The sequence below is a fragment of the Streptomyces sp. NPDC002779 genome, assembly GCF_042888685.1.
In the GTDB taxonomy this organism is placed as follows: Bacteria; Actinomycetota; Actinomycetes; order Streptomycetales; family Streptomycetaceae; genus Streptomyces.
In genome coordinates, this window is sequence record NZ_JBIAQC010000003.1 from 178130 (window position 1) to 196120 (window position 17991).

Here is a 17991-nt window from a genome sequence, read left to right on the forward strand (position 1 = left end):
CGGACCGTCCTCGGTTCTGCGCGCGAAGAACCGCGCGAACAAGGCTAGTTGACTGTGTGTCAGTGTCCAATCACAGTAGCCACACAGGCCTATCGACATATTTATAGTTGGGCCCGGCCGGGGGGCTTGAGGAGGGCTGAACAGGGGAGGGTGGGGCATGGACTTGGCCTTGTTGCGCACCTTCGTGACCGTGCACCGGGCCGGTTCCTTCACCCGCGCCGCCGCCCTGCTCGGGCTGTCCCAGCCCGCCGTGACCTCCCAGATACGCACCCTCGAACGGCAGCTGGGCCGCCCCCTGTTCCTCCGGCAGGCGCGCGGCGTGACCCCGACGACCATCGGCGACGAACTCGCGCACAAGGCCGCCCCGCACCTGGACGCCCTGGTCGAGATCACCGAGACCGGCCTCGACGACGAGTCCTCCCTGCGCACCCTCCATCTCGCCGGACCGCCCGAGTTCACGGCCGAACGGGCCCTGCCCGCGCTGACCGAGCTCACCGGCGACGACGGCCAGGGCTTCGCGCTGCGGGCCTCCTTCGGAAACGCCGAGGAAACGCTGGAAGGGCTGGCCGCCGGACATCATGATCTGGCCATCTGCACCGCCCGCCCGCGCGGCGCTCTGCTCACCGCGACTGCGCTCTGCGACGAGGAGCACGTCCTGCTCGCCGCTCCCCGGTGGGCCGGGAGGATCTGCGCCGCACCCCCGCGCCGCGGCGGAGCGACCGCACTGGAGGACGTGCCGGTGATCGAGGTGCACGAGTCGCTGCCCTTCGTCTCCCGCTACTGGGCCTCCGTCTTCGACTCCCGCCCGGCCGTGCCCGGCACCGTCATCGTCCCCGACCTACGGGCGGCCCTGGCCTGCGCGGTCGCGGGTGCCGGCCTCGCGGTGCTGCCCCGCTATCTCTGTGCGCCCGCCCTGGAGCGCGGTGACGTCGTCGCCCTGCACGAACCCGCCGTACCGCCGCTGCGGACGTATTTCCTGGTGGTGCGCACCGGGACGCTGGTGATGCCGCACATCGCGCGCGCCCATGAGTGGCTGCTGCAGGCGGCCGCCGACTGGTGCTGAGCCGCCGTCGCGATGTTTCACGTGGAACCAGCCGGGCCACATTTCTCCCATGACCGTCCGACCCGTGGTCAAGCGCACCGCCCGCGCCGTTCTGCTGGACGGTGACGACCTGATCCTGATCAAGCGCACCAAGCCGGGCATGGATCCCTACTGGCTGACGCCCGGCGGCGGGGTCGAGCCCACGGACACGACCGTGGTGGACGCCCTGCACCGCGAGGTGTACGAGGAACTCGGCGCCAAGATCGTCGATGTGGTCCCCTGCTTCGTCGACACCGTCGAGCACATCGGCGACGACGGCGGCGCGACCGGGGTGAAGGTGCAGCACTTCTTCGTCTGCCGTCTGGTGTCGATGGATACGTCCCTGCGGCACGGTCCGGAGGTCGACGAGCCAATCGGCGAGTACGAGATCGTGCGGGTGCCATTCACCCGCGTCGGCATCGCCTCCGTCCACCTCGTCCCGCTGTCGCTGCGGCACTATCTGGACGGCAACATCGAGGGCGTACGCGCCATGCACGCCCCGGACCTGGGCTGAGCTCAGCTCCCCGCGGCGACCAGTTCCTCCAGTGCGTCATGGCGGATGCGTTCCGCGGGGACACCGGTGTTCCGGAGGGCGTCCACACCGGTGCGGATCATCCCCGGCGGGCCCGAGACATAGGCGTCGTACTCGTACCAGGGTCCGAACTCCCGTATGGCGTCCGGCAACTGGACCAGCCCGTGCCGGTCCACCACGGGGCGCACCTCCAGCCACGGGTGCGCCTGTTGGAGCCTGAGCATCGTGTCGATGTCGTACAGGTCGTGGTCGCTGCGGGCGCCGTAGAACACCTCGACCGGCCGCCGCTCGCCGTGCTCGGCGACATCCTCGACCAGGGCCTTGATGGGGGCTATGCCGGTGCCGCCGCCGACGCAGAGCAGTCCGCTGTCGGTGGTGTGGTCCACGGTCATCGAGCCGGCCGGCGGGCCGAGCCGCAGGATGTCCCCGGGCCGGGCCCGGTGCACCAGCGCATTGGAGACCCACCCCGCGGGGACGGCCTTCACATGGAACGACAACAGCCCGTCGGAGCGAGGCGCCGAGGCGAAGGAGTAGTGCCGCCAGATCCGCGGCCACCAGGGTGTCTCCAGGCTGGTGTACTGACCGGCGAGGAAGGGGTAGGGCTGGTCGGGGCGGACGGTGACGACCGCGACGTCCGGGGTCCGCAGCTCGTGCGCGACGACCTCCGCGTACCACCAGGCCGGGGCGCGCAGCTCGTCCGCGGCCGCCGCGTCGATCATCACCTGCGAAATGGTCGTGTACGTCCGCACCCAGGCCGCCTCCGTCTCCGCGTCCCAGACGGCGTAGGCGTACTTGCTCAGCGCGCCGATGAGGCACTCGCCCACGGCCGGATAGTGCTCGGGCCGGGTGCCGTACTTGCGGTGGCCCCGGCCCAGGTTCTGCAGATACGCGACCAGGACCTCGGTGTTGTCGATGTGCTCGGCCGCCGTGAGCAGCGCCTTGAGCAGCCGGTCCCGCTGGGTGTCCATGGCGGCCGGAAACAGGGAGCGCAGGTCCGGATGGCGGACGAAGAGCAGCGCGTAGAAGTAGGAGGTCACTTTGTCGGCGACGGGACCGACTTCGGCCATCGTCCGGCGGACCAGTACGGCGTCGGGGGAGGCCTGCTGCGCTGCGGCGGGGCGCTGACCGGAGAGACGGGGCTCGGGCGGGGTGGGGGTGGTGGAGGGGTGGAGGGGTATCTCGGGCGCTGTGGCCTCCGGCGCTGCGGGCGGTGTGGCCTGCTGCGCTGCGGGCGCTGTGGCCTCCCGCGCTACAGGCCGTGCAGCTTCCTGCCGCGCACCCGGGGTCGCCCCGGCGTCGGCCCCCGGCCTGCCCACCGGGCGCATCGCGGCCAGCCGGTTGCCCTCGGTCGTCTCCGGCTCACTGCCCTGACTGGTCGTCGGCTGGGTGCGCGGCGTGAACCAGCCGCTGCCGCCGCCGGAAGTGCCGTTGTCGGCCGACGTGGTGGTCGGAGCGTCCATGGTGTGTGCCTCGCCTCGAACATCTTTCGGTCGGTCTGCGCACTTCCTCGGCCGGAAGGTGCCTGCTTTCCCCCGCAGACGGCTTGCTTTCCCGTTCGGTGCCCTTGGCCCGTACAGCCACATTCAAACCTGTATGCACGCTTCGTACGGACAAGTAACATAAGACTGTGATATTGGCCGCAGTCCTGTCACCGCAGCGTCCCACCGCGTGTGCCCACCCCGGCCGCATAAGCGCAATCGCGGGTCTTCGATCTCTCCGTCCCATTAGGCTGCGTTGCCCTGTTCCCGGCTCGCACGGGTCGTGTGCGGTCATTCCGGAGCCCGTCCCGGATGCGAACCGGAGTCGACCCTACCGGCCAGCGCTCCGCACACAAGTCCCCCCATCCCCCGTCACATGACGACCGGGGGTGAAGCCGTGACTTCTTTCAATTACCGGGCAGGCCGCACCAATTCATAGGGTTCCCGTCGATCCTGCTCCATGGAGTGCCGCATGGCCGGACGGGGTCGGCGGTCGTCGCCGATCGCCCCGGAGGTCGGTACGGCTGCGAACGGGCCCCTGTCCGGCCGGTCCGGCGCGAGGTGTTCGTCCATGTTTCACGTGAAACATCGTGCCCCCGGAGCCCAAGCCCATGCTGTGGGCAAAAGCTCGTACGACTCCTCGGAAACGGGTGGACGGCAAGGCCACCCGTCAGACAGCCTGACCTGCGTGTCGACACCTTCCCCCGCCGCTCTGCCCATCCGCCCCCTAACGCCGCGTGACCTCGCCGCCTGCGCCGACCTGTCCGAGAACCGGGGCTGGCCCCGGGAGGAACACAAGTGGGGCTTCCTCCTCACCGCGGGCCAGGGCTACGGCATCGACAACCCCGACGGCGGGCTCATCGGCGCCTGCGTGGTCACCGAGTACGGCCGGCCCGGGCGCCCCGATCTGGCGGCCATCGGCATGGTGCTGGTCGCCGAGCAGCACGCCCGCCGGGGCATCGGGCGTCACTTGATGCGGCACGTCCTCTCGGCCCAGGGCACCACCCCGCTGACGCTGCACGCGACGCCGAACGGCCGGCCGCTCTACGAGGAACTCGGCTTCAAGGCCACGGGCCGAGCCGAGATGCTGCGCGGCTACTTCACGCCCCGTGGCCCGGAGCCGGGGGTCCCCACGCGCGCGGCCACCGCCGAGGACCTCACCGCGATTCTCCGGCTCGACGAAGAGGTCTTCGGTTCGGACCGCACACCTCTGCTCACCCGGCTGCCCGCCTTCGCCGATCAGTTGCGGGTGGCGGAGGAGGACGGCCGGATCACCGGATTCGCGGCCGCCTGGCCCAACATGGACACCCATGTCGTCGGCCCACTGATCGCCCGTGACACCCGGACCGCACAGTCCCTGATCGCCTCCCTCGCCGCGCACACCGACCGGCCCCTGCGCACCGACATCGACATACGGCACGAAGAGCTGCTGGCCTGGGCGAAGGAGCGGGGCCTGGCATCCGTCGCCTTCAACTCGGTGATGACCTACGGCATCCCCGAGCTGCCCGGGGACTGGCAGCGGCGGTTCGCCCCTCTCACGGTGGCGGCGGGCTGAGCCACCCGGACACGACTACGCCGGTTCCCGGAGCTGTCGGGAACCGGCGGTCGTGTTTGGTCAGCGGTGGAACAAGGCCGCCTTCAGCTCGCCGCTCGGTGAGCGGTGGGTCAGGGCCTGCTTCTCGCCGCCCGGGCAGCGGTGGGCCAGGGTCTGCCTCACGCCGCCCGGTCAGCGGTGGGCCACGGCCTGCTTCTCGACGGGCGGGACGGGCGTGGACCCGGCGACGACGGCCCCGGTCCTCCGGTCGCGGCGTTCCAGGCCGGCCGAGAGGAAGGCCAGGAGCAGCGCGGACGCGGCGAGGGCGGCGCCGACCCAGTTGGGGGCGGTGTACCCGCGGCCGGCCGCGATGACGAGGCCACCGAGCCAGGCGGCGAGCGCGTTGCCGAGGTTGAAGGCCCCGATGTTCACGGCCGAGGCCAGGGTCGGAGCACCGTGGGCCTGGTCGAGGACGCGCTTCTGCAGCGGCGGGACGGTGGCGAAGCCCAGGGCGCCGATGAGCGTGATGGTGACGGCCGCCAGGACCTTGTGGTGGGCGGTGAGCGTGAACAGCGCCAGCACGACGGCGAGGGCGCCCAGAGAGACATACAGCAGCGGCATCAGCGCGCGGTCGGCGTACCGGCCGCCGACGAGGTTGCCGCCGACCATGCCGAGCCCGAAGAGCACCAGGAGCCAGGTGACCGAACCGTCGGCGAAACCGGTGACGTGGGTCATCATCGGCGCGATGTAGGTGATAGCCGCGAAGACTCCGCCGAAGCCGAGCACGGTCATCGCCATCGCGAGCAGGACCTGGGCGTTCTTGAAGGCGGCCAGCTCATGGCGCAGCCGTACGCCTTCCGGCCGGGGCAGGTCGGGGACCAGGCGGGCGATGCCGGTCAGGCCGATCACGCCGAGGGCGGCGACGATGGCGAAGGTGACGCGCCAGCCGATGGACTGTCCGACGAAGGTGCCGAGCGGGACACCGACGACGTTGGCGACGGTGAGACCGGTGAACATCATCGCGATGGCGCCGGCCTTCTTGTCCGGGGCGACCAGCTCGGCCGCGACGACCGAGCCGATGCCGAAGAAGGCGCCGTGGGCGAGTGAGGCGACGATGCGGCCGGTCAGCATGACGGCGAAGGCCGGGGCCAGCGCGGAGAGCAGGTTTCCGGCGATGAACAGGCCCATCAGCAGCATCAGCATCCGCTTGCGGGAGACCCTGGTGCCGACCACGGTCATCAGCGGCGCTCCGGCCACGACGCCAAGCGCGTAGCCGGTCACGAGCAGGCCCGCGGTAGGGATCGAGACCCCGAAGTCGGCCGCGACCTCGGGCAGCAGGCCCATGATCACGAACTCGGTCGTCCCTATTCCGAAGGCCCCGATCGCCAGGGCCAGGAGCGCGAGCGGCATAGGGGAGCCACCTTCCCAGAAGATTGCAGTAGAGCTTTACGCGTCAGCACAATACTTGCATACGCGCTTTATCTGCAAGCGAAGGCAACCGATCCTCGCCGGCGTTCGCCCTCCGCATAGGGTGAGCCGCATGGGAGATCTTGAGATACGCCCCGCCACCGCGGACGACGTTCCGGCGATCGTGACCATGCTCGCCGACGACCCCCTGGGGGCCCAGCGCGAGTCGCCCGACGACCTGACCCCCTACCTGACGGCCCTGGACCGCCTGAGCCGTGACCCCAACCAGCATCTGATGGTGGCCGAGCGGGGAGGACGGGTCGTCGGAACCCTCCAGCTCACGCTCATCCCCGGACTCTCCCGCAAGGGTGCCACCCGCTCCGTCATCGAGGCCGTCCGCGTCCACGCCGACGAGCGCGGCAGCGGCCTGGGAACGCAGTTCATCGAGTGGGCAGTGGACGAGTCCCGACGCCAGGGCTGCCAACTCGTCCAGCTGACCTCGGACGCCTCCCGCACCGACGCCCACCGCTTCTACCAGCGGCTCGGCTTCGAGGCCTCGCACGTGGGCTTCAAGCGCGTCCTGTGACGGCCGGGATGCCCTGTTTCACGTGAAACAGGGCTGAGACAGGGCTGAGAACAGGGCGCTCCCCCTCGGCAGCCGCTACGGAATCCCCCGCCACCCCTCCGGGTCCACCCCACCCGGCACCGGAGCCCCCTCGTCGTACGGCTGACGCGTGAACACGAACGACCCGAGGTCGAGATGGCTCACCGTCCCGTCCGGACGCCGTACGGCCTGGAGGAGTTCTCCGGCGTAGTAGCCCTCGAGACCGGTCCAGGTGCCGTCACCGTTGGCCCGGAACCGTGAGCGCCGGCCCTTGCCGGACAACGGCTCCAGCGAGACGAGCCCATCGGCCGTCAACCGCAGCGCGAAGGCATACGTCCCCCAGTACCACTGGCCCGCCAGTTCCAGGACGGCAGGATCGACGTCGGTCATGGGCCGCCAGGGTTCGGGGATCCGCGGCTCCGCCTCGGCGACGATCCCCACCAGGTCGGCGGCGACCAGGGAGAGCAGCGGGCCCGAGGTGCAGTTGGCGAGCACGACCGCCGCGACATCGTCGCTCTCGCTGAAGAAGAGGCTCGCCAGGAAGCCAGGCAGCGACCCCGAGTGCCCGGCGAGCAGCCGGCCGTACCGGTGCTGGATCTGCAGCCCCAGTCCGTACGCGGACCCGTCGGCGACATCCGCGGACTCGCCCGGCGCGGCCGGTTCCCGCATCTCCCGTACGCTCGCCGCGCTCAGCACCCGGTCGTCCCCCTTGACCAGGAAGGCCGCGAACCGCGTCAAGTCGGCTGTGGTGGACCACAGTTGCCCGGCCGGAGCCATCCGCCCCAGGTCCTCCGCGGGCTCCGGCAGCATCACATCGGCCCAGGGGTGCACCGCCCAGCCGCCCGCGTGCGGCGCCTTCGGGCGCCCGCTGGTGCGGTTCAGTCCCAGGGGTTCGAGCACTTCACTGCGCAGTGCGTCCTCCCAGGGCGCCCCCCGCAGCTTCTCCACCAGAGCGCCCAGCAGGGTGTAGCCGGGGTTGGAGTAGTGGTGGCGTCGGCCCACGGGGTGCAGCAAGGGCCGTTCTCCGAGTACATCGGCGAGTTCGGGCCGCATCGAGCCGGGCGTCCGCTCCCACCAGGGCGCCGGGGACTCGGCGGCCAGACCGCCGGCGTGGGCGAGCAGTTCGGCGATCGTGGCCTCCCCCGCGCCGGTCCCCGGCAGATGCTTCTCCAACGGGTCACCGAGGTCGAGCAGCCCCTCGTCGCGCAGCCGCATGACCAGAACGGCCGTGAAGGTCTTGGTGATCGAGCCGATCCGGTACTGCACGTTCTCGTCGGGACCGTGCCCCTCGACCGAGGTCCGGGATCCGTGCCACACCGCGCGCCCGTTCCGCACGACCGCCGCGACCAGCGAGGGCGTCCGCCCTTCGGCCTGGGCCACGGCGATCCGGTGGGACAGCGCCCGCCGGGTCCCGGGCAGCAACTCTTCCTGAGGTGTCGTCATCCCCCCAGTCCACCCCGAGGGGGCCGCGGGAGTCGAGCGCATCAGCGTTGAGCGGAGGGATCAGGTCTGCGCCATGTCGACGAAGCGGGAGTAGTGGCCCTGGAAGGCCACCGTGATCGTCGCCGTCGGACCGTTACGGTGCTTGCCCACGATGATGTCCGCCTCGCCCGCGCGCGGGGACTCCTTCTCGTAGGCGTCCTCACGGTGCAGCAGGATCACCATGTCGGCGTCCTGCTCGATGGAGCCGGACTCACGCAGGTCGGACACCATCGGCTTCTTGTCGGTGCGCTGTTCGGGTCCACGGTTCAGCTGGGAGAGCGCGATCACCGGGACCTCCAGCTCCTTGGCCAGCAGCTTGAGGTTACGGGACATGTCCGAGACCTCCTGCTGACGGCTTTCGGATCGCTTGGAGCCACCGGACTGCATCAGCTGGAGATAGTCGATGATCACGAGCTTGATGTCGTTGCGCTGCTTCAGCCGGCGGCACTTGGCGCGGATCTCCATCATCGACAGGTTCGGGGAGTCGTCGATGTAGAGCGGCGCGGCCGAGACCTCCGGCATCCGGCGCGCCAGCCGCGTCCAGTCCTCGTCCGTCATGGTGCCGGAGCGCATGTGGTGCAGGGCCACCCGCGCCTCGGCCGACAGCAGACGCATCGCGATCTCGTTGCGCCCCATTTCGAGGGAGAAGATGACGCTCGCGAGGTTGTGCTTGATGGACGCCGCCCGCGCGAAGTCCAGGGCGAGCGTGGACTTGCCCATCGCGGGACGGGCCGCGATGACGATCATCTGGCCGGGGTGCAGGCCGTTGGTGAGCGAGTCGAGGTCGGTGAACCCGGTGGGCACACCGGTCATCTCGCCGGTACGCGAGCCGATCGCCTCGATCTCGTCGAGCGCGCCCTCCATGATGTCGCCGAGCGGCAGATAGTCCTCGCTGGTGCGCTGCTCGGTGACGGCGTAGATCTCCGCCTGGGCACGGTTGACGATCTCGTCGACATCGTCGTCGGCCGCGTATCCCATCTGAGTGATGCGGGTCCCGGCCTCCACCAGGCGGCGCAGGACGGCGCGCTCGTGGACGATCTCCGCGTAGTACTCGGCGTTCGCCGCCGTCGGCACCGTCTGGACGAGGGTGTGCAGATAGGAGGCGCCGCCGACCTTGTTGATCTCACCGCGCTTGGTGAGCTCGGCGGCGATGGTGATGGGGTCGGCCGGCTCGCCCTTGGCGTAGATGTCCAGGATCGCCTGGAAGATCGTCTCGTGCGCGGGCTTGTAGAAGTCATGGCCCTTGAGGACCTCGACGACGTCCGCGATGGCGTCCTTGGACAGGAGCATGCCACCGAGGACGGACTGCTCGGCGTCCAGGTCCTGGGGCGGCACCCGCTCGAAGGCCGAACCGCCGCCGTCCCACTCGCCGCTCTCCCGGCCTCGGTCGTGCTGCTCGTCCCGGCCCCGGCCCCCGTCACTGCGGCGGCGGGAAGCAGGCAGACGATCACTGGGCCCGCTGTCGGCCCACGGGTCGTCCAAGGGCTCGGAAATACTCACCGAGCCACCTCCTCCCGTCCGCCGAGCGGACCCTCGCGTGCCTCTCATTTCTACGGCACGCCACTGACAAATAAGACGCCCAACTCCGGTTCTGGCGCCGTCGGTTTTGTGTCGTTTTCTCGACCGACGGACGGAGCGGGCGCCGGTCCACGGTAGGCCCCGCGGCACCGTCAGCCAATCTGGTTATCCACAGGCCATGTGGACGACGGCCCGGATGCTGTGGAGAACTCCGCAAAACCTGTGCACGACCCGGTGGACAGCCCTGTGAACAAGCCGCGCAGCTTTCCGAAACACCACCTCTGACCTGCCCATATCCCATCCACCGGCTGTGCAGAAGAAAAAGTTTTCCCGTCGGCGCAAGATCACTTCGAACGGTGCGCGAGAGCACACACGCTGAGACGAACAGTAAGGGTCACTTCTCCATTGCATCTCTTACCTGTGGACGATTAGATTGGTGCTCATGACACAGGCTCCCGCGACCCCCAAGGCCACCCGTCGTCAGCACGATCGAGAGATCATCGCGCTGGCCGTCCCGGCCTTCGGCGCACTCGTCGCCGAGCCCTTGTTCGTCATCGCCGACAGCGCCATCGTCGGCCACCTGGGCACCGCCCAACTCGCCGGTCTCGGCGTCGCCTCCGCACTCCTGATGACCGCCGTGAGCGTCTTCGTCTTTCTTGCCTACGCCACCACCGCGGCCGTCGCCCGACGCGTCGGCGCCGGTGATCTCCAGGCCGCCATCCGCCAGGGCATGGACGGCATCTGGCTCGCCCTCATCCTCGGTGCCGCTGTCATCGCGGTCGTCCTGCCCACAGCACCGTTCCTCGTGGAACTCTTCGGCGCCTCCGACACGGCGGCCCCGTACGCGATCACCTATCTCCGGATCTCCGCACTCGGCATACCGGCGATGCTCGTCGTCCTCGCCGCCACCGGCGTCCTGCGGGGACTCCAGGACACCCGGACACCGCTGTACGTCGCCCTCGCCGGCTTCATCGCCAACGCCGTCCTCAACGTCGGCCTCGTCTACGGCGCCGGGCTCGGGATCGCCGGATCCGCCTGGGGCACCGTCATCGCCCAGTGCGGCATGGCCGCCGCCTACCTCGTGGTCGTCGTCCGCGGCGCCCGCAAGCACCATGCCTCCCTGCGTCCCGACGCCACCGGCATCAAGGCCTGCGCCCAGGCCGGTGTGCCCCTGCTGGTGCGGACGCTCTCGCTGCGCGCCATCCTGATGATCGCCACCGCGGTCGCCGCCCGCCTCGGCGACGCCGACATCGCGGCCCACCAGATCATCCTGTCGCTGTGGAGCCTGCTCGCCTTCGCTCTGGACGCGATAGCCATCGCCGGGCAAGCGATCATCGGCCGCTACCTCGGTGCGGGCGATGCCGAGGGGGCACGCGCCGCCTGTCGCCGCATGGTGGAGTGGGGCATCGCGGCCGGTGTCGTCCTGGCCCTGCTCGTGATGATCGCGCGGCCCTTGCTGCTGCCGCTCTTCACCAGCGACTCGGTCGTCCAGGACACCGCCCTGCCCGCTCTGCTCATGGTGGCGCTCTCCCAGCCGATCTGCGGCGTGGTCTTCGTCCTGGACGGCGTACTGATGGGCGCGGGCGACGGCCCGTATCTCGCATGGGCCATGGTGGTCACCCTCGCCGTCTTCACTCCGGTCGCCCTGCTCGTCCCTGTCCTCGGCGGGGGACTGACCGCGGTCTGGGGAGCGATGACCCTGATGATGACGGTCCGGATGGTGACCCTCTGGCTCCGCGCCCGCTCGGGTCGCTGGATCGTCACCGGCGCGACGCGCTGACTGTTTCACGTGAAACCGACGTTTCACGTGAAACATGGCCGAGTTCCTGTTTCACGTGAAACATGGCCGAGGCGCCAGGCACGAAGAAGGGGCCGCACCCCATGGGCGCGGCCCCTTCTCTCAGCTCTTCAAGCCGAGCACGGCGATCAGGCCGCGACGACCTCGATGTTGACCTTGGCGGCAACCTCGGGGTGCAGACGCACGGACGTCTCGTGAGCGCCCAGCGTCTTGATCGGCGAACCGAGCTCGATGCGGCGCTTGTCGACCTCGGGGCCACCGGAAGCCTTGATCGCGGAAGCGATGTCGGCCGGGGTGACGGAACCGAAGAGACGACCGGCGTCGCCGGAGCGGACGGCCAGGCGGACCTTGACGCCCTCGAGCTGGGCCTTCACAGCGTTGGCCTGCTCGATGGTCTGGATCTCGTGGATCTTGCGAGCACGACGGATCTGCTCGACGTCCTTCTCGCCACCCTTGGTCCAGCGGATCGCAAAGTTCCGCGGGATCAGGTAGTTGCGAGCGTAACCGTCCTTGACGTCGACGACGTCGCCCGCGGCACCGAGGCCGGAGACCTCGTGGGTGAGGATGATCTTCATGAGTCGGTCACCCTTCCCTTATCGCGCGGTGGAGGTGTAGGGCAGCAGCGCCATCTCACGGCTGTTCTTCACAGCCGTGGCGACGTCACGCTGGTGCTGCGTGCAGTTGCCGGTCACGCGGCGGGCACGGATCTTGCCGCGGTCGGAAATGAACTTCCGCAGCATGTTCGTGTCCTTGTAGTCCACGTACGTGACCTTGTCCTTGCAGAAAGCGCAGACCTTCTTCTTCGGCTTGCGCACAGGCGGCTTCGCCATGGTGTATCTCCTGTGTGATCAAGAAGTGTGGGTACGACCCACCCTTGGCCCGAGGGCCTAGAAGGGGGGCTCGTCCGAGTAGCCGCCGCCAGCGCCGCCGCTGCCGGAGTTTCCACCCCAGCCGCCACCGCCGCCGCCCTGCTGGCCACCGGCAGGAGCGCCGGTCGCCCACGGGTCGTCGGCGGGAGCGCCGCCGCCCTGCTGACCGCCGCCGGGGCCACCGCCCCAGCCGCCGCCACCCTGGCCGCCACCGCCACCGCCGCCGAAGCCACCGCCCTGCTGGCCACCGCGGCCGGCGGTCTTGGTGACCTTGGCCGTGGCGTTGCGCAGGCTGGCGCCGACTTCCTCGACGTCCAGCTCGTAGACCGTGCGCTTGACGCCCTCACGGTCCTCGTAGGACCGCTGCTTCAGCCGGCCCTGCACGATGACGCGCATGCCTCGCTGGAGCGACTCGGCAACGTTCTCCGCCGCCTGCCGCCAGACCGAGCAGGTCAGGAACAGGCTTTCGCCGTCCTTCCACTCATTCGTCTGACGGTCGAAGGTGCGGGGAGTGGACGCGACACGGAACTTCGCGACCGCCGCACCGGAAGGGGTGAAGCGCAGCTCGGGGTCGTCGACAAGATTGCCGACGACCGTGATGACGGTCTCGCCTGCCATGGGGGAACCTCTCGGCGGGTTTGCTGCTGGCTGCTGGTGCTGCTACTCGGAACCCGAGATCAACTGAGCGGAGGAGCTCAGTGGGTCTCGGGACGGAGGACCTTGGTCCGGAGGACCGACTCGTTCAGGTTCATCTGGCGGTCGAGCTCCTTGACGACCGCAGGCTCGGCCTGCAGGTCGATGACCGAGTAGATGCCCTCGGGCTTCTTCTTGATCTCGTACGCGAGACGACGACGGCCCCAGGTGTCGACCTTCTCGACCTTTCCGTTGCCCTCACGGACGACGGAGAGGAAGTTCTCGATCAGGGGGGCGACAGCGCGCTCCTCCAGATCGGGGTCGAGGATGACCATCACCTCGTAGTGACGCATGTGGAACCCACCTCCTTTGGACTCAGCGGCCACGGTCGTTCCGTGGCAGGAGGGTTGTGATGCGTACGCAACGGTATCGGCCGCCACTGACAATCGGGGTCCCTCTCAGGAGTCCCGGCCGTGACATGGGCAGACACCGGTGCAGACGCTACAGACTACCCGCACACCCCCTTCGGGTTGAAATCCGGCCGGGAGGGCCGACAATCTGGATACATCGGGTGTGTACGGCGCTACGATGCGCCGCCCTTCCGCAGGAGGTGCCCTCATGGCACAAGCAATGCGACCCAACCCCGTCGGAGGCCTCTTCGCCACGGACGGAAAGCCCCACCCTCTCCAGGACGCCCTGCTCGCGGTGACCCTGGTGCTGGGCCTCACGTCTTTCGTCTCGGCGATGTTCCATGACCTGCATCTGCTCAGCTCCTGGACCGGCCTGCTGGGGATCGCCACCGGCGCCTACGGTCAGTGGGTGTCGGAGACGACACGTGAGCGCTTCGGCCTGATCGTGGGACTGGGCGCCGCGAGCATCGGCTTCTTCCTGGGCATGGCGCACGGTGGTCTCTTCGGCGGGGTCGTCGGCTGACGCCAGGGACCACCTCACACCTCTCCGACACGGCCGGCGATCGCCCCGGTGGCCCAAAAGCCGGGGCGAAGCTGCCGTACGCCCAGTCAGGCCGCTCACGAGGCGCAGTAGGCTTCGGCGCGAGAGCCGGAGCCCCTGAACCCATGGGGACACACCAGCCCGAGGAGCGCCCCGAATGAGCCTGACCCTGAGGACGATCAGTCGCGAGCAGCATCTGGCATACATCCAGAGCCTGCCGTCGGCGAGCCACATGCAGGTTCCGGCCTGGGCCGATGTCAAGGCGGAGTGGCGCTCCGAGAACCTCGGGTGGTTCGACGACCGGACCGGTGAGATGGTCGGCGCGGGCCTGGTCCTCTACCGCCAGCTGCCCAAGATCAAGCGCTACCTCGCCTATCTGCCCGAGGGCCCGGTCATCAACTGGTTCGCGCCGAATCTGACCGACTGGCTGGAGCCGATGCTCGCGCACCTGAAGCAGCAGGGCGCCTTCTCCGTGAAGATGGGCCCGCCGGTGATCATCCGGCGCTGGGAGGCGGGCTCCATCAAGCAGGGCATCCAGAACCCGGACGTGAAGCGACTGCGTGACATCGAGGCCGACTTCATCGAACCGCGCGCCTTCGAGGTCGCCGACAAGCTGCGCCGTATGGGATGGCAGCAGGGTGAGGACGGCGGCGCCGGCTTCGGCGACGTCCAGCCGCGCTACGTCTACCAGGTGCCGCTGGCGAACCGCTCCCTGGAAGAGGTCCACAAGAACTTCAACCAGCTGTGGCGCCGCAACATCAAGAAGGCCGAGAAGGCGGGCGTCGAGGTCGTCCAGGGCGGCTACCACGACCTCGAGGAATGGCAGCGGCTGTACGAGATCACGGCCGTGCGCGACCACTTCCGGCCCCGCCCGCTGGGGTACTTCCAGCGCATGTGGACGGCCCTCAACACCGAGGACCCCAACCGCATGCGGCTGTACTTCGCCCGGCACAACGGGGTGAACCTGGCCGCCGCGACGATGCTGGTGGTCGGCGGGCACGTCTGGTACTCCTACGGCGCCTCCGACAACATCGGCCGTGAGGTCCGGCCCTCGAACGCGATGCAGTGGCGGATGCTGCGCGACGCCTACGCGCTCGGCGCGACCGTCTACGACCTGCGGGGCATCTCCGACTCGCTGGACGAGTCGGACCACCTCTTCGGCCTGATCCAGTTCAAGGTGGGCACCGGCGGGCAGGCCGCCGAGTACCTCGGCGAGTGGGACTTCCCGCTGAACAAGCTGCTGCACAAGGCGCTCGACATCTACATGTCGCGCCGCTGAGCCCCAGGCATTTGCTTCGATAGCTTCCATACCTCTGATACACCGCAGCCACCAGAAAGGTTCCAGGTCCGGCCATGGCGCTCACGCTCTACGTCGACACCGCGCGCTGGCGGGCGCACCACAAGCACGTGCAGGAGCAGTTCCCGGGCCTCGTCCCGGTCTGCAAGGGCAACGGCTACGGCTTCGGGCACGAACGCCTGGCGGAGGAGGCCACGCGGCTGGGCTCGGACGTCCTCGCGGTCGGCACGACCTACGAGGCCGCGCGCATCAAGGACTGGTTCGGCGGTGACCTGCTGGTGCTGACGCCGTACCGGCGCGGCGAGGAGCCGGTGCCGCTGCCCGACCGGGTCATCCGCTCGGTGTCCTCGATCGACGGCGTGTACGGCCTCGTGGGCGCCCGGGTGGTCATCGAGGTGATGTCCTCGATGAAGCGGCACGGGGTGAGCGAGCAGGACTTGCCGCAGCTGCACTCCGCCATAGAGAACGTCCGGCTGGAGGGCTTCGCCATCCACCTGCCGCTGGACCGCACCGACGGCTCGGACGCCGTCGAGGAGGTCATCGGCTGGATGGACCGCCTGCGCGCGGCCCGGCTGCCGCTGCACACGATGTTCGTCAGCCACCTCAAGGCCGACGAACTGGCCCGGCTCCAGCAGCAGTTCCCGCAGACCCGCTTCCGCGCCCGTATCGGCACCCGGCTCTGGCTGGGGGACCACGACGCCACGGAGTACAGCGGTGCCGTCCTGGACGTCACCCGCGTCTCCAAGGGCGACCGTTTCGGCTACCGGCAGCAGAAGGCGGCCTCCGACGGCTTCCTGGTCGTCGTGGCGGGCGGCACCTCGCACGGGGTGGGGCTGGAGGCCCCCAAGGCGCTGCACGGCGTCATGCCGCGCGCCAAGGGCGTCGCCCGGGCCGGCCTCGCCACCGTCAACCGGAACCTTTCTCCGTTCGTCTGGGGCGGCAAGCAGCGCTGGTTCGCCGAGCCGCCGCACATGCAGGTCTCCATCCTGTTCGTGCCCTCGGACGCGCCGGAGCCGAAGGTCGGGGACGAGCTGGTGGCCCATCTGCGCCACACCACCACGCAGTTCGACCGCCTCGTCGACCGCTGAGCCCGCCCACCAGGGCAGCAGAAAGGCCGTGCACGCTTCCCGTGCACGGCCTTTCGCTGGTCTACGACATACGACCTTCAGCCGTTCGCGTAGTCCACGCCTCCCAGAGACCGTTCACTCAGAGCGAACGCTCGCCCGCCCCCGGCCCGCCCCACTCCACCTGCGGCCCGTCGCAGTGCGCCGCGTGCTTGGGCGGACGGGCCGCGGCGCCGAGCACGAAGACGTCCTCCGCCCCGTCGAGCACACCGCCCGAGGGATCGTCGTCGCCCGCCCGGCGCACCACGTCCCGCTCCGGCATGAGGATGTCCCGGACGATCACGGCGCACAGGTAGAGCGTGCCCAGCAGATGCACACCGATGGCCCAGTGGTAGCCGTCGGTCGGCAGCCCCTTGTGGGCGTCTCCGCTGGTCGTGTACGCGAGGTACATCCAGATGCCCAGGAAGTACGCCACCTCGCAGGCCTGCCAGATCAGGAAGTCCCGCCACTTGGGCCGGGCCAGCGCGGCCAGCGGGATCAGCCACAGCACGTACTGGGGCGAGTAGACCTTGTTGGTGAGGATGAACGCCGCCACGATCAGAAACACGAGCTGCGCGAACCGAGGCCGCCGCGGCGCCGTCAGCGTGAGCGCGGCGACACCGGCGCAGCACAGCAGCATCAGCAGGGTGGCGAGGTTGTTGACGGTGTCGGTGGAGAGCGGGTCACTGGAGTTCTGGGCCATGATCAGCCAGAAGGACCCGAAGTCGACGCCGCGCTCCTGGCTGAACGTGTAGAACTTCGACCAGCCGTCGAAGGCGAGCAGCATCACCGGGCCGTTCACGACCGCCCAGGCCACGGCCGTACCGCCCAGTGCCTTGCCGAAGTCCCGCCATTTCCCCGCACGCCAGCACAGCACGAGCAGCGCGCCGAGCAACAGGACGGGATAGAGCTTGGCGGCCGTGGCGAGCCCCAGGAGAACACCGAAGGCGAGCGGGCGGCCCCGCGACCACATCAGCATCGCGGCGGCCGTCAGAGCGACGGCCAGCAGGTCCCAGTTGATGGTCGCGGTCAGCGCGAAGGCCGGCGCCAGCGCGACGAGCAGTCCGTCCCAAGGACGCCGGGCATGCGTACGGGTCACACAGACGGCGATGACGGCCGCGCAGGCCATCAGCATCCCCGCGTTGACCATCCAGTACCACTTCTCCTGGTCCTGGATGCTGCCGCTGCCCGGCGTGAGCCAGGAGGCCACCTCCATGAACACACCGGTCAGCACCGGGTATTCGAGGTACTCCATGTCGCCGGAGAGCCTGTCGAAGTACGGCACGAGGCCGTCGGCGAAGCCGCGCCCCTGGTACAGGTGCGGGATGTCGGAGTAGCAGGCGTGGGTGTACTGCGAGCTGGCGCCGAAGAACCAGGCGCCGTTGTAGCAGGGCGCCTTCTGGACCAGGCCGAGGGTGAACACGCCGATCGCCACGAGCGCGATGACCCGCACCGGGGTCCACCACGACGTCCCCAGCAGGGCACGCCGACCGATGGGGCCGCCGATCAGCTCGCTGCCGCTGCGGGCCACCTCGTCGTCCTTGGTCGGCCGCACCGGGTCCGGCTCGTGCACGCTCGATTGCGTCGTCTCTGCACTGGGCATGGGGCACATCCTGCCGTACGCGCCTGGGAATACGCCGAGGGCCGCCGCACCTGGTCGGTGCGGCGGCCCATGTTTCACGTGAAACACCCTCGGTCGGCGAT

Annotated in this window: 17 protein-coding genes; 8 read left to right on the top strand and 9 right to left on the bottom strand. The window is 69.4% G+C overall.

From position 1 onward, the window contains the following. The first annotated feature begins 157 nt into the window (after positions 1-157). Together ACFYW5_RS10675 and ACFYW5_RS10680 are read left to right on the top strand one after the other, a co-directional pair. Positions 158-1063, top strand: coding sequence for a LysR family transcriptional regulator (locus tag ACFYW5_RS10675; protein ID WP_389416582.1), 906 nt, complete (start codon positions 158-160; stop codon positions 1061-1063). Between the two features lie 49 nt (positions 1064-1112). Next, a complete protein-coding gene (locus ACFYW5_RS10680) occupies positions 1113-1595 on the top strand; it encodes an NUDIX domain-containing protein (RefSeq protein WP_389416583.1) in 483 nt (160 codons plus the stop codon). A 2-nt stretch (positions 1596-1597) separates the two neighbouring features. Here ACFYW5_RS10680 and ACFYW5_RS10685 read toward each other — a convergent pair whose 3' ends face one another. After that, positions 1598-3073 carry a globin domain-containing protein gene (locus ACFYW5_RS10685; protein WP_389416584.1) on the bottom strand — a complete coding sequence of 492 codons (1476 nt, stop codon included), beginning with the start codon at positions 3071-3073 and terminating at the stop codon, positions 1598-1600. A 706-nt stretch (positions 3074-3779) separates the two neighbouring features. On the opposite strand from ACFYW5_RS10685, the gene ACFYW5_RS10690 reads away from it, so the two are divergent. Then, entirely contained in the window at positions 3780-4646 is an 867-nt protein-coding gene (locus tag ACFYW5_RS10690; protein ID WP_389416585.1) for a GNAT family N-acetyltransferase, read from the top strand. 171 nt (positions 4647-4817) lie between these two features. On the opposite strand, the gene ACFYW5_RS10695 is transcribed toward ACFYW5_RS10690, so the two are convergent. Further along, complete coding sequence (locus ACFYW5_RS10695; protein WP_389416586.1) at positions 4818-6035, bottom strand: MFS transporter; 1218 nt, start codon at positions 6033-6035, stop codon at positions 4818-4820. 130 nt (positions 6036-6165) lie between these two features. On the opposite strand from ACFYW5_RS10695, the gene ACFYW5_RS10700 reads away from it, so the two are divergent. Beyond that, a complete protein-coding gene (locus tag ACFYW5_RS10700) occupies positions 6166-6618 on the top strand; it encodes a GNAT family N-acetyltransferase (RefSeq protein ID WP_389416587.1) in 453 nt (150 codons plus the stop codon). Positions 6619-6693: 75 nt separating this feature from the next. Here the strand turns inward: ACFYW5_RS10700 and ACFYW5_RS10705 are convergent, their stop codons facing one another. Together ACFYW5_RS10705 and dnaB are read right to left on the bottom strand one after the other, a co-directional pair. Continuing rightward, on the bottom strand, positions 6694-8079 hold the full coding sequence (locus ACFYW5_RS10705; RefSeq protein ID WP_389416588.1) for a serine hydrolase domain-containing protein: 1386 nt from the start codon (positions 8077-8079) through the stop codon (positions 6694-6696). A gap of 60 nt (positions 8080-8139) precedes the next feature. Further along, positions 8140-9618, bottom strand: coding sequence for a replicative DNA helicase (gene dnaB / locus ACFYW5_RS10710; protein ID WP_250073678.1), 1479 nt, complete (start codon positions 9616-9618; stop codon positions 8140-8142). 460 nt (positions 9619-10078) lie between these two features. Between dnaB and ACFYW5_RS10715 the strand changes: the two genes are divergently transcribed. After that, the gene (locus ACFYW5_RS10715) at positions 10079-11416 is read left to right on the top strand and encodes an MATE family efflux transporter (RefSeq protein WP_389416589.1); all 1338 of its coding nucleotides are present in this window, start codon (positions 10079-10081) and stop codon (positions 11414-11416) included. A gap of 146 nt (positions 11417-11562) precedes the next feature. Here ACFYW5_RS10715 and rplI read toward each other — a convergent pair whose 3' ends face one another. The 4 genes from rplI to rpsF all read right to left on the bottom strand — a co-directional run bounded on the left by rplI (position 11563) and on the right by rpsF (position 13289). Continuing rightward, positions 11563-12009 (bottom strand): 50S ribosomal protein L9, encoded by a 447-nt coding sequence (rplI, locus tag ACFYW5_RS10720; RefSeq protein WP_250073675.1) that lies wholly within the window; start codon positions 12007-12009, stop codon positions 11563-11565. 18 nt (positions 12010-12027) lie between these two features. After that, positions 12028-12264, bottom strand: coding sequence for a 30S ribosomal protein S18 (rpsR, locus tag ACFYW5_RS10725; protein WP_003949403.1), 237 nt, complete (start codon positions 12262-12264; stop codon positions 12028-12030). Positions 12265-12321: 57 nt separating this feature from the next. Further along, positions 12322-12921 carry a single-stranded DNA-binding protein gene (locus ACFYW5_RS10730; RefSeq protein WP_389416590.1) on the bottom strand — a complete coding sequence of 200 codons (600 nt, stop codon included), beginning with the start codon at positions 12919-12921 and terminating at the stop codon, positions 12322-12324. Between the two features lie 77 nt (positions 12922-12998). Then, positions 12999-13289, bottom strand: coding sequence for a 30S ribosomal protein S6 (rpsF, locus tag ACFYW5_RS10735; protein ID WP_003956532.1), 291 nt, complete (start codon positions 13287-13289; stop codon positions 12999-13001). 265 nt (positions 13290-13554) lie between these two features. On the opposite strand from rpsF, the gene ACFYW5_RS10740 reads away from it, so the two are divergent. From ACFYW5_RS10740 to ACFYW5_RS10750, 3 genes are all read left to right on the top strand, one after another. Next, the gene (locus ACFYW5_RS10740; protein ID WP_389416591.1) at positions 13555-13869 is read left to right on the top strand and encodes a hypothetical protein; all 315 of its coding nucleotides are present in this window, start codon (positions 13555-13557) and stop codon (positions 13867-13869) included. A 175-nt stretch (positions 13870-14044) separates the two neighbouring features. Beyond that, positions 14045-15166 carry a peptidoglycan bridge formation glycyltransferase FemX gene (femX, locus tag ACFYW5_RS10745; RefSeq protein WP_389416592.1) on the top strand — a complete coding sequence of 374 codons (1122 nt, stop codon included), beginning with the start codon at positions 14045-14047 and terminating at the stop codon, positions 15164-15166. 74 nt (positions 15167-15240) lie between these two features. Continuing rightward, complete coding sequence (locus ACFYW5_RS10750) at positions 15241-16272, top strand: alanine racemase (protein ID WP_389416593.1); 1032 nt, start codon at positions 15241-15243, stop codon at positions 16270-16272. A gap of 118 nt (positions 16273-16390) precedes the next feature. Here ACFYW5_RS10750 and ACFYW5_RS10755 read toward each other — a convergent pair whose 3' ends face one another. Beyond that, positions 16391-17890: a glycosyltransferase family 87 protein gene (locus tag ACFYW5_RS10755; protein WP_389416594.1), complete on the bottom strand. Its 1500-nt coding sequence runs from the start codon at positions 17888-17890 to the stop codon at positions 16391-16393. Positions 17891-17991: the final 101 nt, after the last annotated feature.